The sequence below is a fragment of the Paraliobacillus sediminis genome (assembly GCF_003426055.1).
The window spans coordinates 456,990-473,842 of the sequence record NZ_QJSI01000001.1; the positions used below are offsets into that span (position 1 = coordinate 456,990).

Annotated in this window: 16 protein-coding genes and 2 other annotated features; of the genes, 13 read left to right on the plus strand and 3 right to left on the minus strand. The window is 37.4% G+C overall.

The window, feature by feature from the left end; genetic code table 11:
* Positions 1-377: 377 nt before the first annotated feature.
* Complete coding sequence (locus D2K60_RS02010; RefSeq protein WP_117168320.1) at positions 378-935, plus strand: nitroreductase family protein; 558 nt, start codon at positions 378-380, stop codon at positions 933-935.
* A gap of 343 nt (positions 936-1,278) precedes the next feature.
* Positions 1,279-2,721 (plus strand): glycoside hydrolase family 1 protein, encoded by a 1,443-nt coding sequence (locus tag D2K60_RS02015; protein ID WP_117168321.1) that lies wholly within the window; start codon positions 1,279-1,281, stop codon positions 2,719-2,721.
* Positions 2,722-2,771: 50 nt separating this feature from the next.
* Here the strand turns inward: D2K60_RS02015 and D2K60_RS02020 are convergent, their stop codons facing one another.
* Positions 2,772-3,512, minus strand: a complete 741-nt coding sequence (locus D2K60_RS02020; protein ID WP_117168322.1) for a MurR/RpiR family transcriptional regulator — start codon at positions 3,510-3,512, stop codon at positions 2,772-2,774.
* Between the two features lie 116 nt (positions 3,513-3,628).
* Between D2K60_RS02020 and D2K60_RS02025 the strand changes: the two genes are divergently transcribed.
* Both D2K60_RS02025 and D2K60_RS02030 read left to right on the plus strand, forming a co-directional pair.
* Positions 3,629-5,197, plus strand: coding sequence for a bifunctional metallophosphatase/5'-nucleotidase (locus tag D2K60_RS02025; RefSeq protein WP_117168323.1), 1,569 nt, complete (start codon positions 3,629-3,631; stop codon positions 5,195-5,197).
* 647 nt (positions 5,198-5,844) lie between these two features.
* Positions 5,845-6,624 (plus strand): 3D domain-containing protein, encoded by a 780-nt coding sequence (locus D2K60_RS02030; RefSeq protein ID WP_117168324.1) that lies wholly within the window; start codon positions 5,845-5,847, stop codon positions 6,622-6,624.
* A 53-nt stretch (positions 6,625-6,677) separates the two neighbouring features.
* On the opposite strand, the gene D2K60_RS20530 is transcribed toward D2K60_RS02030, so the two are convergent.
* On the minus strand, positions 6,678-6,818 hold the full coding sequence (locus D2K60_RS20530; RefSeq protein ID WP_162880666.1) for a hypothetical protein: 141 nt from the start codon (positions 6,816-6,818) through the stop codon (positions 6,678-6,680).
* Between the two features lie 111 nt (positions 6,819-6,929).
* On the opposite strand from D2K60_RS20530, the gene D2K60_RS02035 reads away from it, so the two are divergent.
* From D2K60_RS02035 to trpA, 9 genes are all read left to right on the plus strand, one after another.
* Positions 6,930-7,478, plus strand: coding sequence for a 3-dehydroquinate synthase II domain-containing protein (locus tag D2K60_RS02035; RefSeq protein WP_117168325.1), 549 nt, complete (start codon positions 6,930-6,932; stop codon positions 7,476-7,478).
* A 76-nt stretch (positions 7,479-7,554) separates the two neighbouring features.
* Complete coding sequence (locus D2K60_RS02040; protein ID WP_117168326.1) at positions 7,555-7,905, plus strand: C40 family peptidase; 351 nt, start codon at positions 7,555-7,557, stop codon at positions 7,903-7,905.
* A gap of 205 nt (positions 7,906-8,110) precedes the next feature.
* Positions 8,111-8,366: a binding site (T-box leader), on the plus strand.
* Positions 8,367-8,394: 28 nt separating this feature from the next.
* Positions 8,395-8,631 (plus strand) — a binding site (T-box leader).
* An 80-nt stretch (positions 8,632-8,711) separates the two neighbouring features.
* Positions 8,712-10,103 (plus strand): anthranilate synthase component I, encoded by a 1,392-nt coding sequence (trpE, locus tag D2K60_RS02045; protein WP_205418571.1) that lies wholly within the window; start codon positions 8,712-8,714, stop codon positions 10,101-10,103.
* Position 10,104: 1 nt separating this feature from the next.
* Entirely contained in the window at positions 10,105-10,704 is a 600-nt protein-coding gene (locus D2K60_RS02050) for an anthranilate synthase component II (RefSeq protein ID WP_117168327.1), read from the plus strand.
* Positions 10,688-11,710, plus strand: coding sequence for an anthranilate phosphoribosyltransferase (gene trpD, locus D2K60_RS02055; RefSeq protein WP_162880667.1), 1,023 nt, complete (start codon positions 10,688-10,690; stop codon positions 11,708-11,710). The genes D2K60_RS02050 and trpD overlap by 17 nt, the downstream gene beginning before the upstream one ends.
* Before the next feature lie 4 nt (positions 11,711-11,714).
* Positions 11,715-12,488 (plus strand): indole-3-glycerol phosphate synthase TrpC, encoded by a 774-nt coding sequence (gene trpC / locus D2K60_RS02060; protein ID WP_117168328.1) that lies wholly within the window; start codon positions 11,715-11,717, stop codon positions 12,486-12,488.
* A gap of 15 nt (positions 12,489-12,503) precedes the next feature.
* A complete protein-coding gene (locus D2K60_RS02065; protein ID WP_117168329.1) occupies positions 12,504-13,112 on the plus strand; it encodes a phosphoribosylanthranilate isomerase in 609 nt (202 codons plus the stop codon).
* A gap of 5 nt (positions 13,113-13,117) precedes the next feature.
* Complete coding sequence (gene trpB / locus D2K60_RS02070; RefSeq protein WP_117169078.1) at positions 13,118-14,323, plus strand: tryptophan synthase subunit beta; 1,206 nt, start codon at positions 13,118-13,120, stop codon at positions 14,321-14,323.
* Complete coding sequence (trpA, locus tag D2K60_RS02075; RefSeq protein ID WP_117168330.1) at positions 14,316-15,092, plus strand: tryptophan synthase subunit alpha; 777 nt, start codon at positions 14,316-14,318, stop codon at positions 15,090-15,092. The genes trpB and trpA overlap by 8 nt, the downstream gene beginning before the upstream one ends.
* 311 nt (positions 15,093-15,403) lie before the next feature.
* On the opposite strand, the gene D2K60_RS02080 is transcribed toward trpA, so the two are convergent.
* Positions 15,404-16,771: an FAD-dependent oxidoreductase gene (locus D2K60_RS02080; protein ID WP_117168331.1), complete on the minus strand. Its 1,368-nt coding sequence runs from the start codon at positions 16,769-16,771 to the stop codon at positions 15,404-15,406.
* Positions 16,772-16,853 lie beyond the last annotated feature (82 nt).

A 16,853-nucleotide genomic window follows, 5' to 3' on the forward strand; every position in this document is an offset into this window, starting at 1 on the left:
CAAAATACACTATCTATTAGTTCCTAAAGTTTTATTAAGCTTATGACCGTGTTGAGCTATATGAATAATATCTTAAAAGGCCTGTTATGCTTTTGATAAAGCAACTTCATCAATAAACATATTACCGACCAGCGATGAAAAGCCACTACGACTCCTGCAGGAACAGCGCGATCTGAAGATCCACTTGGAAGTGTCTTTCTTCCAAGTTAGCTGAAGATGCGCCTGCGGAAAGCGTAGTGGATTTTTAGAGCGAGATAAGCTGTTAAATTACGTCGTAGTTTAATTTGTTTTTAAAGACAAGAGTCTTTTTCTAACTTTTCGAAAAACAATATGATATACTGGATGAAAACGATTCTCAATTAAAAGGGGGAGAAATTATGAAGTTAGCGGAATTGATCAAAGAAAGACGTTCGATCCAATTGTATGAAGATCGTCCAGTGGACTTAGAACAATTAAAAGGAATGCTTGATACGGCAGTTTGGGTGCCAAATCACAAAATGACTGAACCATGGAGGTTTGTAATTGTTCATGGTGAATCGCTTAAAAAGGTTGCAGAATTAAATCGCAAGTTCTCTGCAACAGGTAGTTCAGATGAAGATAGAAAACGAAGTGGTGAAAAGGCTTATCAAAAAATAAAGGACGTACCCGTTTTGTTAATGGTGATCATGGATGAGAATCCTGATGCAAAACTTAGAGAAGAAGATTATGCTGCAACAAGTTGTCTCATTCAAAACTTTAGTTTACTAGCTTGGGAACAAGGAATCGGAATGATATGGAAAACGGGAGCATTGACTACGCAAGCTAATTTCCGTGAATTGATTGGGGTAAAACGTGGAGAGAAAGTTGTTGGAATGGTTCAAATCGGTTATCCAGCAAAAGTTCCGAAAGCAAGAAATAGAACAGATGTACAAAAGAGAATAGAAGAATTAAACTAACTTATTTAAATGGGTCTACAATCGTAGATCCATCTTTTTTTGCGAAAAAAAGATGCTTACTTGTATAGTAAACATCATAAAAGGGGCTATTACTTCGTGAGAAAGCTACAAGTGATAAGTAAGCTTTCTTTGAACACTTTAACTATACCAAATAGATAATAACCTAGTATGAAGAAAACGTAAAAGGTATGTAAAATTTATCCTATATGATAGGAACCACATGTTTCTATGCTGAAACAAATTCCTAAATGAAAAACAAGTGCCATTATTCCATTTTTATTCCTATTAAGCAAAGAAATCGTTTATGATTAAAGAAGAACAGAATGTAATGAGGAGGGTAATAATGGAGCATAAAAAAAATAAAGCATTTCCATCTGATTTTCTTTGGGGTTCAGCTTCTGCAGCCTATCAAATAGAAGGTGCTTGGGAACAGGATGGTAAAGGCCCATCTGTTTGGGATACGTATACAAAACAAGAGGGAACTACATATAAAGGAACAAATGGCGATGTAGCAGTTGACCATTACAATCGTTATAAAGAAGATGTGAAATTAATGGCGGATATGGGTTTGAAAGCATATCGCTTTTCTATCGCATGGAGCCGTATTTTTCCTGAAGGAAGCGGAGAAATTAATGAAGCGGGTTTACAGTTTTATGATGACCTAGTTGATGAGTTAATTAAGAATAATATTGAACCGCTAATTACGGTTTATCATTGGGACGTACCACAAGCATTAATGGATAAGTACGGGGCTTGGGAATCACGAGAAATCATAGAAGATTTTGATCTATATTGTCAAACACTATTTGAACGTTATGGAGACCGCGTGAAATACTGGGTTACGCTAAATGAACAAAATATATTCGTTGGACTTGGCTACCGATCTGGGGTTCATCCTCCTGGTGTTAAGGATTTAAAACGAATGTATGAGGCGAATCATATTGCAAACCTTGCAAACGCTAAAGTAATTCAATCATTTCGTAAAATAGTTAAGGGTGGAAAGATTGGACCGAGTTTTGCTTACTCTCCTGTTTATCCATATAATAGTGACCCGAAAAATATTCTTGCTGCTGAGAATGCAGAGGAATTTAACAGCCATTGGTGGATGGACATTTATGTCTGGGGCAAATATCCTGAAGCAACGTGGAACTATCTAGAGGATAATGGTTTGGCTCCTACTATTGAAGAGGGTGATATGGCATTACTTGCTGATGCAAAGCCTGATTTCATGGGTTTAAACTATTACCAAACAACAACTGTAGAATTCAATCCGCTTGATGGTGTTGGTGAAGCCAAGATGAACACGTCAGGTAAAAAGGGTTCATCAAAAGATTCTGGTGTACCTGGGCTATTTAAAACAATCACTAATCCTTTCTTAGGGACAACGGATTGGGATTGGACAATTGATCCGCGTGGATTACGAATTGCATTACGTAGAATCGCAAATCGCTATCAGCTTCCAATTTTAATTACGGAAAATGGGTTAGGTGCATTTGACGATTTAGAAGCAGATGACAGTATTAATGATGATTACAGAATTGATTTTTTAGAAACACACGTCGAGGAAATTCAAGGTGCTATCAGTGATGGTGTTGATGTACTTGGGTATTGTACGTGGTCATTCACTGACTTACTTAGTTGGTTAAATGGGTATCAAAAACGTTATGGTTTTGTTTACGTTGATCGTGACGAAGATGGACCCAAAGATTTACGTCGATTAAAGAAGAAGAGTTATTTTTGGTATCAAGAAGTTATTGCAGCAAATGGATTAGTGAAAAGAAAATAGATCAATAAAGAGCGAAAGTCTACTAGACTTTCGCTTTTTATTATAGATAGTTATTTTTGTTTAGAAGTCATTTCTTGATACGTTGTTTTAGCTAGGCGTTCAAGTAAGTATATAACAGGAATTTGTGTTGTTAAATTTGTATCGCCTAAAAATTCTGAACTAGCGTAATACGCTAAATTGTAATCTGACATTTTTGCTAAAGAGCTATCAGCTTTATTAGTCACACTTACTATAATACTTCCTTCTTGCTTAAATTGATTGACCTGAGACAAGGTTGCTCTAGATTCCCCTGAAACCGACAATACAATTGTAATACTATCTTCTAAGTATTGTCCGTGAATTGGTAAGTACGGATCTTTAATATAGAGGGAAAACTTTTTTAAGCCTGAAAAATAACGTGAGCCATATTCAGCAAGAATACCAGAGCTACCAACACCGATAAATACAACGTGTTTTGCCTTAGCTATAACTTGAGCAATCTCTGTAATTTTGTGTTGGAAATCTTGGGTGAGCGTTCGCTCAAGAAATTCTGTAAGACTGCTTTCGCCATCAATTAAGGTGGGTGAATCCTCTTGTTGTTCTAAATATATTTTTAGTTTTATTTTAAATTCAGAAAATCCATTACAATCAACTTTTTTGCAAAAACGTAAAATAGTTGTCGTTGATACGTGCGTTTCGATTGCAAGATCTCGGATTCGCATATAGATTACTTTATCTAAATGATTGATGATAAAGTTGTATAGGTTATATTCTAAGTCGGAAAATGTTGCTATTTGTTCGCTTGTAAACATAATTCAACTCCCTTTTTGATCGGTAACATTATCAATAGTATTATATCATTTATTTCTCCTAATGAACTTTTTTCGGTACAATAGAGTCAAAGATAGATTTATAAGGGGGATAAAATGTGGAAACGAAAAAAATAACACTGCTTTATACTAGTGATGTTCATGGCTATATTTTACCAACGAATTACAGTGATCATCAGGAACGGGCATTGGGTCTTGCAAAATTAGCAACGGTGATCAAACAAAAAAGGAAACACGATGCTATAATTTTGCTTGATAATGGTGATCTGATTCAAGGTAGTCCTTTTACATTCTATCATGCCAAATATCATTCTGATAGACCAAACCCAATGGTTAAGGTAGCAAATGAAATGGGTTATACATCTTCTGTTTTTGGTAACCATGAATTTAATTATGGATTGGATTATCTAAGAAGTGTTATTGAACAAGCAGACTTCCCATGGTTATCAGCTACGGTTGTGAATAAGGAAGATAACGAGCCGGCTTTCGGAAAACCTTATCTAATGAAAGAAGTCGATGGCATCAAAATTGCAATTCTAGGTGTCACGACGCATTATATACCCAATTGGGAGGATCCCAAAAACATTCCTAATCTAGCATTTGTTGATGCAGTAGAAGCGACAAAAGAATGGGTTGCGCATATTAAAAAAGAAGAACAGCCGGATGTTTGTATTGTCTCCTATCATGGCGGTTTTGAACGGGACTTAGAGACTGGAGAACCAACGGAACCCCTAACAGGTGAAAATCAGGGTTACCGTATGTGTCATGAGGTTGAAGGGATAGATATCTTACTCACAGGTCATCAACATCGATCGATTGCGACTGAGCTTAATGGTGTTACGGTTGTCCAACCAAGCAATAATGCACAATTATTAGGTGAGGTAAGTATGACGCTAACGAAAGAATCTGGGAGCTGGAAGATGACTGACTCTAAACCAAATTTGCTTGAGGTAGATGCAAGTATAGAGGCAGATCAAACAATCGTGAATCTTGTTCAAGATTTAGAACATAAAACACAAGAGTGGTTAGACACACCAATTGGCCAAATGGATGGTGATATGTCAATTACTGATCCATTAACTGTTCGTTTAAAAGAACATCCATTTGTGGAATTTGTAAATAAAGTTCAGATGGATGTTGCAAATGTAACCATCTCGAATACTGCTTTATTTAATAATGACTCACCGGGATTTCCAAAAAATGTGACCATGCGTGATATCGTTTCGAATTATGTTTATCCAAACACATTAAAAGTCGTTCGTATTACTGGAAAAGATATCAAAGATGCTTTAGAAAAGTCTGCAACCTATTTTGTTATTGATAAAGATGGAGAAGTCGCTGTTAATCCGGCTTATATGAATCCAAAACCACAACATTATAACTATGATATGTGGGAAGGAATTGAGTATGAGCTGAAGATTAGCAATCCAATTGGGGATAGAGTTGCATCTTTGAACTACCAAGGTGCACCAATTAACGATGAACAGGAATATGATGTCGTTATGAACAATTATCGTGCTGGTGGAGGTGGTAACTTTACTATGTTCCAAGGCAAGCCAGTTGTTAAAGATATCCCAACAGATATGACAGAGTTAATTGCAAATTATATTATAAAACAAAAAATGATAAAAGTTAGCAATAATAGCAATTGGAAAGTTATAAAATAGAATCATATTTTTTATCCATAGTGTTGCTTATCAAAATACAGATTTGATGGAAACTGCGACATAACAGAAGACCCTTATCCGCCACGGAAGCAAATGGCTTTATGTTTTCGAGGATGTCGACCATTTGCTTCCTTCGCTAGAAAGAACTTAAAGTTCGAAAAGGTCTGTTATTGTTGATATTGCAACTTCATCAATAAACATATTACCGACTAGCGATGAAAATCCACTACGACTCCTGCAGGAACAGCGCGATCTGAAGATCCACTTGGAAGTGTCTTTCTTCCAAGTTAGCTGAAGACGTGCCTGCGGAAAGCGTAGTAGATTATCAGAGCGAGGTAATCTTCTAAGTTGTGTCGTAGTTGATGATAATTTACTCATAAAATACTGTCTATTAGAAAACAGTCTTTACGAAAAAAGCAGTTTGGATAAGTTGTCCAAACTGCTTTTTTGATGTCCTTTTTATTGTAAAAAATTCAGAAAGATTACAATTCTATGTATAAAATGCTAGATTATTGCCCCACAATTACATTATGACAAAGAAAAGCCCGAAACGTAAATGTTGCAATGAAACCTTAAAGGCATTGTAACCACAAATGCTATTGTCTATGTTAGGATTGGGCTTGTCACAAAAATAAGGAGGAAAACAGATGAACAAAAAAGTCGTAGCATTCGCTATTGGATTAAGTATAGTGGGTACAGCTACAACAACAGCATCTGCAGAAGAGTACCAAGTTGTCAAAGGAGATAACCTCTGGGAAATTGCCCAAGAAAATGAGAGCTCAGTGGATGAGCTAATGGAAATAAATGAGCTGGATAAAGAGATGATATTTCCTGGTCAAACATTACAAATAGATAAAGAGATTGTATATATAGTTAAAAAGGGCGATTCTTTAAGTGAAATAGCAGATGAATATGATGTTGTGGTGGAAGAATTAATAAAATGGAATGACCTATCTTCTGATTTGATTTTAATAGATCAAGAGTTACGTATCCAATCTGTTAAACACGTAGGAAATGAGACACAAGCAGCATCTACTGAAACAACAGAGCCTGTAGCAGCAGAACCAGCAGAAGTAGACGAAACTCCGGTAGCAGAAGAAGTTGAAGAAGTTTCTACTACTAATGAAGAACAAGCTGGAGAAACCATAACAGTAACAGCAACAGCTTACACCGCTGAATGCGAGGGCTGTTCAGGTATTACAGCAACAGGTATTAATTTGAACGAAGATCGCAATAAAAAAGTGATCGCCGTTGATCCATCCGTTATTCCATTAGGCACAAAAGTTTATGTGGAAGGATATGGAGAAGCAATTGCTGGTGATACTGGAGGCGCAATTAAAGGAAGTAAGATTGATATTCACGTACCAACTAAAGACGAAGCTTATCAATGGGGCGTTCGAACCGTTGACGTTACAATCTTAAATTAAACAGAATCGGAAGTGCGTATAATTAAACGCACTTCCGATTTTTTTGATCACATTTATATTTTAGATTCTAGAATTAAGGTTTCTTCACTTTGTTGTTCTACTTTTACGCCATGTGTGGGGGAGTTTTGCACGATACCAACCACACTAAAACTAATAATTAAAAGAAGAAAGAAGAAGACTAGCAATTTCCTCATTTTGTATCCCCCTGTTTGTCAACCTAGGTTATATTGTATATGATAAACACTATCATTGGCTATAGAAAATTTACAAAAAAAACAATTTTCTTATAGAAAGGGAGTAATAAAATGGAAAGCTTAGCAATCGCCGAAGTAATAAGTGTTACACCGATTGGAATGGGGACACGGGTGTGTTTAGATGTGATTGACCAACTAGCACCGTCAGAAGGAATTTTTGTTGGGAATACAGGGAATGGTTACCTACTAGTTTTATCGGAAAACAGGTCAACAAATACATATCCACCACGTCCATTTCGTATGAACGGTGGCGCTATTCATCAGTATCTTCATTTAGATGAGGGGAAGACAACCTATTTATCAGAAGTGAAACCAGGCTTGGAGGTTCCAATTTGGCAAGGAAATGAAGTTAGAAAAGTAGCAGTAGGGCGAGTTAAAGTGGAAAAACGTCCCTTTTTACGTGTTGTGTGTCAGGTAGAAGGAACGGAACAAGAAATATCAGCAACCTTACAAGAAGCTGACAGTGTTCATGTCTTAACTGCAGATGGACAGGCAAAGGCCGTCCTTGATTTAGAAAAAGGTGATCGAATAACCTGTTATCCTGATCAACCAGGCAGACACTTAGGTGAAAAAATTGATGAAGAGATAAGTGAATATTAATCTACTCTTAAGATAAACTAGGAGGGGATCTATCTAAATTTGTATATAAGAATGATGTGAGAGGAGAGAGCTGAATTTGTCCAATAAAATAATTCCATTGCAACCAGGTGATATTATTTATTCATCAAAAAGCTTTTCAACCTTTTTAGTCGGTCATTGCAGTATCGTGGGGCATGACAATAAGATATATCATTCTCATCCAAAGGGAGCCTTTGCTGATACGTTAAAGCAGTACATATCGCGTCACCCTTATGGTGGCAGATTAACACTAATTCGACCGTTACGTGGCGGAGAAGAAAGTGCATCTTGGGCCCAAGGTAATATTAAACATGTAACAAGATATTCATTTCATCCACATTTAAACAATATACAAATGAACTATTGTTCTAAATTTGTTTGGCAAGCTTATTGGTTTAGTTTAGAATAGGATATAACTGGGGGAGATCTCACAAATAAAATGAACTGGTGGATTCGCACGCCCCATATTCGCTATTCTCCTGTGTTTTCTATGATTGGTGTGTGGGATATAGCAGACCTTTAGAAATGAATTATCTAAAATGTTTGAAAATTCAAGCATGCCTGTTGACAAAATAATAGTAGCATATTATGATAAGAGACAAGATAGCAAACGGTAATAAGCGTTGACGAAGAGTAGTAGCTTATTTGTTTCACTAAAGAGAGCTAGTGGTTGGTGTAAACTAGTGTGAACGATAAGTAAATGGACTTCTGAGCTTTCAAACCAAACCCCTTCTTTTCTGAAGGGCAGTAGGCTTTGACGATTTCGTCTCATCGTTATCTGAGACAACTACTCGAGTGTTCTACTCGGCTAGTAAAGTGAGCTGACTTTCAGCTAACTAAGGTGGTACCACGGGTTTCCTCGTCCTTTTCGGATGTAGGAGACCCTTTTTTTTATAGGTGAAATTGTTTGAGTAGGAGTAGTATGCTTTTGTTTTTCTTATCATAGAGAGCCGGGATTTAGCTGGAAACCGGTATAAGAACAGAGCAGAATGGACTTACGAGAGCCTTTCTGAACAGTTGAAGGTTAACTAAGTAGGAAAAGACGGATTATCCCCGTTATCGGATCTGTGAGTGGAAGAGTAAAGAGATAATCTTCAACATAGAGGTGGCACCGCGGTATCAAACCGTCCCCTATACATGCAATTGAATTGTGTGTATGGGGGATTTTTTTATTACTAAAAATGACTTGATATATAGAAGGGGAGAATGAAAATAATGGAAACAAAATCGCAAAAGATACTATTCGAAAAGAGACAAATTAACGGCGATACCTTAACACCAATCTCGGTATATAACCGGATACAAGGAAAGAAAAAGTTCCTATTAGAAAGTTCTAGTGGCCATGGTGAAAAAGGCCGGTACTCCTTTATTGGTTTTGAACCTTTTAAAGAAATTGTTGGTGATAGTAGTCAAACTATTGTTTATGATAATCAAGAAAATACGAATAAAGAAGCGTTTGGAACACCATTGGAAGTTATCAAACAGCATATTCCGCTTCAAACACTTGATTTACCTTTTGCATTTTATGGTGGCGCGATTGGTTATATTGGGTATGATACGATCCGTCAATATGAAGATATTGGTGAGCTATTAGATGATGAAATAGAGATGCCGGATGTCCATGTTATGTTTTATCAAGATGTTGTCGTTTTTGACCACAAAAAACAAACGGTAACGATAATTGCAACGAACTTAGACGGTAAACGGACCAAAAACCATTTAGTTAATCAGTTGGAGCGTATACAAGCAGATATACTGAAACATGTGGAAGAAAATACGGAAGAAAGTATTAAAGTTTCCTTTAAACCTTCTATTAATAAGCAAACATTTATGGAAATGGTGGAGACAGCAAAAGGACATATAACAGATGGGGATATATTTCAAGTCGTTTTATCACAGCGAATGATAGCAAGCTTTGATGTTGATCCATTTACTTTTTATCGCAGATTACGTCTAGCAAATCCATCACCATATATGTTTTTTATCGATTTTGAGACGTACATTGTCTTAGGGGCTTCCCCAGAAAGTTTAATTAAAACAAAGGGTGATCAACTAATTACCAATCCAATTGCAGGTACTAGACCACGTGGTACTACGGAGGCTGAAGATCAAGCGTTAGCTGAAGAGCTGTTAGCAGATGAGAAAGAGCGTGCAGAACATAAGATGTTGGTTGATTTAAGTCGAAATGATATCGGACGCGTTTGCCAAGTTGGTACGATTACGATACCGAAATTTATGACAATTGAACGTTACCAGCATGTCATGCATATTGTTTCAGAAGTCCAAGGGACACTCAATAAAAATTTCACTGGTATTGATGCGCTAGTATCTACACTACCAGCAGGAACAGTATCTGGAGCGCCAAAGATAAGCGCGATGCAAATTATTAATCGCTTGGAAACAAAGAAACGAGGCGTGTACGCAGGTTCTGTCGGTTATATCAATATGAACGGTGATGTTGATTTAGCCTTAGCGATTCGTACGATGGTGATTAAAGGAAAACAGGCATATGTGCAAGCAGGAGCAGGGATTGTTTATGATTCTGATCCAGCTTCTGAATATCAAGAGACATTGAACAAAGCAAAATCATTATTGGAGGTAAATTGAGATGATACTTTTAATTGATAACTATGACTCTTTTACGTATAACTTATTTCAATATATTTCTGAATTAGATAAAGAAGTGCAGGTCGTTCGTAATGATAAAATTACGATTGAGGAAATTAAAGAGTTGAAACCAGAAGCTATTATTCTCTCACCAGGACCTGGAACACCAGAGGAAGCTGGAATTTGTATCGAAGTCGTAAAACAGTTAGATAGAACTTTTCCTATTTTAGGTATCTGTCTTGGACATCAAGCGATTGGTGTTGCATATGGCGCGACTGTCTCCCATGCGGCACAGATAAAGCATGGTAAGACGTCGATGATCAAGCACACAGAAGATGAAGTATTTCAAGACTTAGCGGCACCATTAGAAGTGATGCGTTATCATTCATTAGTAGTCAAACAAGATACGGTACCATCGACACTTAAAATTACAGCTACATCTGTTGATGATGCGGAAATTATGGGATTGAAACACGTTCATCTACCGGTTTATGGTCTGCAGTTTCATCCAGAATCAATTGGAACAAATACAGGGAAACAGATGTTAGCGAATTTTTTTGAAACGATAAAAAAGGAGCGATCACATGAGACAATATCTTAATAAAGTTATGAATCGTGAGAGTTTAACACTTGTAGAAATGGAAACAGCAGCACGAATTATGTTTATGGAAGAAACATCGGATATCGAGATTGGGGCATTTTTGACGGCTTTAAGAGTTAAAGGCGAAACAACGGATGAGATTGCTGGAATAGTTAATGTCATTCGCGAGAAATCACTAACTCTCCCACACGTAATTCCGGGAGTAATGGACAACTGTGGTACTGGTGGGGATGGTTCGCAAAGTTTTAATATTAGTACAACAGCGGCATTTGTGATCGCTGGAGCTGGTATTACTGTTGCAAAGCATGGAAATCGAAGTGTCTCTAGTAAAACAGGAAGTGCGGATGTATTAGAGCAATTAGGTGTCTCGCTAGATATGACACCAGAACACATGCAAGTAGTGTTAAAAGAAAATGGGATAGCCTTTTTATTTGCGCCACATGTTCATCCGGCCATGAAGCGAATGATGCGAGTTCGTAAAGCATTAGGCGTTCCAACTGTTTTCAATTTAATCGGTCCTTTAACAAATCCAGTAGAATTAACAACGCAGCTTTTAGGTATTTATCGTCGCGATCTGTTAGATCAAATGGCAAATGTATTACATCAATTAGGTAGAAAACGAGCGCTCATTCTTAATGGTGCAGGTCATATGGATGAAGCTTCACTTGCGGGTGAAAATCATTTGGTCCTCTTAGAACGCGGTGAACTTATGCAGTTCACGCTTCATGCGGAAGAAGTAGGATTACCAGTTTATCAAAATGAGGAGATTAAGGGCGGTGACGCTAAAGAAAACGCCCGTATCTTGCGAAATGTTCTAGAAGGGAAACCAGGTGCTGCTCGTGATACAGTTATATTTAATGCTGGCTTAGGGATCTTCGCTGATGGAAAAGCGAGCACTGTCCAAGAAGGTGTGGATTTGGCCCGAGAAAGTATAGACTCTGGTGCAGCTTTAGAAAAACTAGAGAATTTAATCAACTACAGTTATCAGATAAAACAAGAGGTGTAAAAAGATGACGATTCTTGATACTATATTAGAAGAAAAGGCAAAGGAAGTAGCCTTATTAAAACAAGACTATCAAAAAAAGAAGAGGCAAAGTAAGCTGCCAATTAAATCATTATACGACATATTTATGGAAGCGGACTATATGAATATTATTGCTGAAATCAAACGTTCATCTCCATCAAAGGGGAGTATTAATCCAGATGTAAATCCCCCAGAGCAAGGGAAGAAATACGAAGAGTATGGCGCAAGTGTTATCTCTGTACTAACAGATTACCCCTTTTTCAAAGGGACGATGGATGATCTTGCTGCCGTTCGTGAAGCGGTGGAAATTCCCATTTTAAATAAAGATTTTATTATAGATGAGATTCAATTAGAGCGTGCAAAAGACTATGGTGCTAATGTCATCTTGTTGATCGCTGCTGCATTGCCAAAGAATCGTTTAGTGGCATTATATAAACATGCGAAACAATTAGATCTAGAGGTACTGTTTGAAGTGCATAATGAAGAAGAACTACTAATTGCACAAGAAATCGGAGCAGATATTATCGGGATTAACAACCGCAATCTAAAAACGTTTGAGGTTGATCTAGCAATAACCGAACGATTAACCAAATTGATTGATACAGGTAAAACAGTAGTTATCAGTGAGAGCGGTATAAAAACTACACAAGATGTGGAACGAGTAAAAGAAGCTGGTGTACGTGGGATTTTAGTTGGCGAGACAATGATGCGTTCGGGACAACTAGAAAAAACGTTTAGCGATTTACGGATTAAGTTGTGAAATGGGGTCTAGATGATGTTAGCTAAAATATGTGGCATTACCACAATAGAAGCTGGATTACAGGCTGCAGAAGCAGGTGCTGACTTTATTGGATTTGTTTTTGCAAAAAGCAAACGGCAAGTAACAAAGCAGCAAGCGCGAGTAATTTCCGAAAAACTTCCAGTTAACGTTAAAAAAGTTGGCGTATTTGTTAATGAAGATCTCGCAACAATTCAAGATATTGCAAAAACTGTAGGGCTAGACTATGTACAACTACATGGAGATGAATCAGCTGATTTCTGTCAGGAAGTAAGTTACCCGGTAATAAAAGCATTCGAAATTCGAGAGCAAGCAGATGTTGCACAACTTGTTAATTATCAATGTGCTTACTTTTTATTAGATAGCCCTGCCGGTAAATATCGTGGTGGGAATGGTGAAACGTTTAATTGGTCGTTGGTAAAAGACCTACCCGATATCGAGGGGAAAGTGTTATTAGCAGGTGGCTTACATGCAGGTAATGTAGCAGAAGCTATTGAAGAGGTGAAGCCCGCTGGAATTGATGTTTCAAGTGGGGTTGAAACAAATGGATTAAAAGATAATGAAAAAATAAAAGCCTTTATACATGAGGTGAAAAGGGATAGGTGAGCAATGTGGCAGAATATAATCAACCAAATGAAACAGGACATTATGGCTCTTTTGGAGGAAGATTTGTACCAGAAACATTGATGCCAGCTGTAATTGAACTAGAAAATGCGTATAAAGAAGCGATGAAAGACCCGGCATTTATAGACGATATTAACTATTACTTCGAGCAATATATTGGAAGAGAAACACCGTTGTATTTCGCGGAACGACTTACTAAAAAGTTAGGCGGACCGAAAGTTTATTTAAAACGTGAAGATTTAAACCATACTGGAGCCCACAAGATTAATAATGCCATCGGACAGGCACTACTTACGGTCCGAATGGGTAAGAAAAAGGTAGTAGCAGAAACAGGTGCTGGGCAGCATGGTGTTGCTACAGCAACCGTTTGTGCACTGCTAGGTCTAGAATGTGTTGTTTTTATGGGAAAAGAAGATATTCGCAGACAAAAGTTAAACGTGTTTCGCATGGAGTTACTTGGTGCACGTGTTGAAAGTGTTGATCAAGGAAGTGGCACATTAAAGGATGCCGTTAATGAGGCGCTACGATATTGGGTCAGTAATGTAGAAGATACGCACTATATTATTGGTTCTGTTGTTGGTCCGCATCCATTCCCGCAAATTGTTCGAGATTTCCAACGTGTCATTGGTGATGAAACAAGACGCCAAATTCAAAAAGCAGAAGGAAAACTTCCAAATGCAATCGTAGCTTGTATTGGTGGTGGCAGTAATGCAATGGGTATGTTCTATCCGTTTGTTAATGATCAAGACGTTAAGTTATACGGTGTTGAAGCAGGAGGATCTGGTTTAGAAACAGGCAAGCATGCTGCTACATTAACGGATGGTCATACAGGAATCTTACATGGTACGATGACCTACTTACTACAAGATACGAATGGTCAGATTCAAGAGGCACATTCTATATCTGCTGGACTAGACTATCCTGGAGTTGGACCTGAACATAGTCATCTTAAAGAAATTGGACGTGTAACATATGAGTCGATTACAGACGATGAAGCACTTGAAGGATTACAAGTATTATCTAAAACAGAGGGAATTATTCCAGCGTTAGAAAGTGCACATGCTGTTGCTTATACAATGAAATTAGCAAAAGAAATGCAAGCGGATGAAACGATCGTTATTTGTTTATCAGGTCGTGGCGACAAGGATGTTGAGACGATTAGAGAATCACTTGGGGGTGAAGCAAATGCCTAAACAAAAAATTGACCAAGCGTTTGAGCGTGTTTTAAATAATGGTGATAAAGCTTTCGTTCCTTATATCATGGCGGGCGATGGCGGGTTAGATAAATTGGATGAACAACTGGCTTTTCTTGAAGAATGTGGTGCAACAGTAGTTGAACTGGGAATAGCTTTTTCTGATCCAGTTGCAGATGGTCCGACCATTCAAGAAGCTGGGATTCGCGCATTGAAAAATGGTGTTAGCCTAGGAGCTGTACTGAATAAACTTGTTGAAACGAAGCAGACACGAAGTATTCCAGTTGTCCTGATGACCTATATTAATCCAATTTATGCGTACGGTGTTGCGAATTTCGCGAAAGCATGTGAGCGAGCAGGTGTGGATGGTTTAATCATACCAGATCTTCCATTAGAAGAAGAAACGATTGTTGTTTCAGAGCTTACAGCAAGTAATATTGCATTAATTCGATTAGCAGCATTAACGAGTCCAAAAGAACGAATTGAAGAAATTGTTAAACGTACAGAAGGTTTCTTATATGCTGTCACTGTTACTGGTACAACTGGCGCACGTTCGGAGTTTAAAGAAAACCTTGCAGCACATTTGACTTCATTACAAGAAATCAGTAAGGTACCAGTCTTAGCGGGATTTGGTGTATCAACACCAGAACACGTGAAAGAATTGACAAAAAGTTGTGATGGTGTTGTAGTTGGTAGTCGTATTGTAGAGTTATTACACAAGGGTGACCACGAAACAATTCGAACATTAATTCAATCAGCTCGAGCATAGATGGAAGATAATGTTGGTAACTAGAATTGAGCGAAAAACAGAATAATCGGTCGAACACAGCTCGAATCGAGCGAACACAAAACAACAGTAAAATCAAACAGCACAATCAGTTGATAACATATCAATTGATTGTGCTGTTTACTCTAATATTATTATTATTCAATAAGACGTGACTAAAGAAAGCATTATGTATTTTCAAAGCGCGTTCTGCATTTAAGTTGTTTCGTAAACAAATAACCGAACCATAGTAGTTTTAACAACTAGTATGGTTCGGTTACTTTAGTGCCAAATTTCTTTTATCTAGGTTCTATTTAAGCTTTTACCAATGTTTCTTTATTCCTTTTTGTCTCTTGTGCCATTGCTTCTAATGCTACTTGATTCAAGAAGTTTATTGGCTTATTGTAATGCGGTTGGAAGAAAAAGTCTGTTAAAGCTAGTTGTTCGATCGTCATATCATTTGCAATAGCTATACTTATTGTGTTGATCGCTTGAGTAAAGTCAGCATCTGATATAACTTGTGCACCGACAACGCGGTGTGTTTCTAATTCGTAAACGAGTTGTAACTTAATCACATCATTATCTGGCATAAAATCTGGACGGTACGTATCTTCAATATACGCACTACCAACAGTTAACCCAGAAGCTTCACCCGCAGAAACGGTTAAACCAGTTGAAGCAATATTGTGATTGTAAATTTTTAATCCAGATGTTCCCTGTGTTCCTGGATGTGGTAAAGTTGGTTCAACTAAATTGTGTGCAACTAGTGTCCCCATGCGAACTGCATTTGTAGCTAGAGGAATATATGCAGGCTCTTTTGTTGGGTTATATTGTACTGCACAACAATCTCCCGCAGCATAGACATCTTTCACACTTGTTTGCATATACGCATCAACAATAATAGCTCCATTACCCAGTGTGTTGAGTTGATCTTTTACTAACCCTGTATTTGGTCGGAAACCAATACACATAACAACTAGATCAGCTTCATATTCACCTTTATCTGTAATAACTTTTTCAACTGTCTCTGTACCTTCAAATGCAGAAACGGTTTGACCTAGTGCTAAATGCACACCTTTTTCTTTGAATGAGTTTTCTACAGGTGTAGTAAACTTTTCGTCTAAATAACGATTTAGAATTCGATCTTCACTATCAATTAATGTTACTTCTTTCTCATTTTCTTCAAAGGCCTCGACAAGTTCTACACCGATATAACCTGCACCGACAACGACAACTTTTTTAACGGATTCAGCACGACGGATAATTTCTTTTGCATGATCATAATTTTTACAAAGAACAACATTGTTTAAATCTCCACCAGGTATTGGTGGTGTTATTGGCCATGATCCAGTTGTAACGATAATTTTATCAAATGTGTGGGTAGTGGTTTTTCCTGTTTTCAAATCTTTTGCTTCTATTTTCTTTTCGTTAATATCACAATTGGTTACTTCATGTTGCATATGCATTTGCACACCGTTTTTTTCAAATTGATCAACAGATGCATAAAATAATCCGGCAGCATCATTTACAACGCCTCCAACATACAAGGCGATACCACAAGATAAAAAGGAAACATTATCATTTTTCTCGAATACTTCAATTTTTGCTTCTGGATATAGATTTAAAATATTTGTTATAGCTGCTGTTCCAGCATGTGTACAACCGATAACTGCTATTTTCATTTTTATCATCCTCCATTAGGTTCATTATTTCACATTAAGTTAAAAACTATGCAATGAAATGTTTGTAAACTTATTATACGAT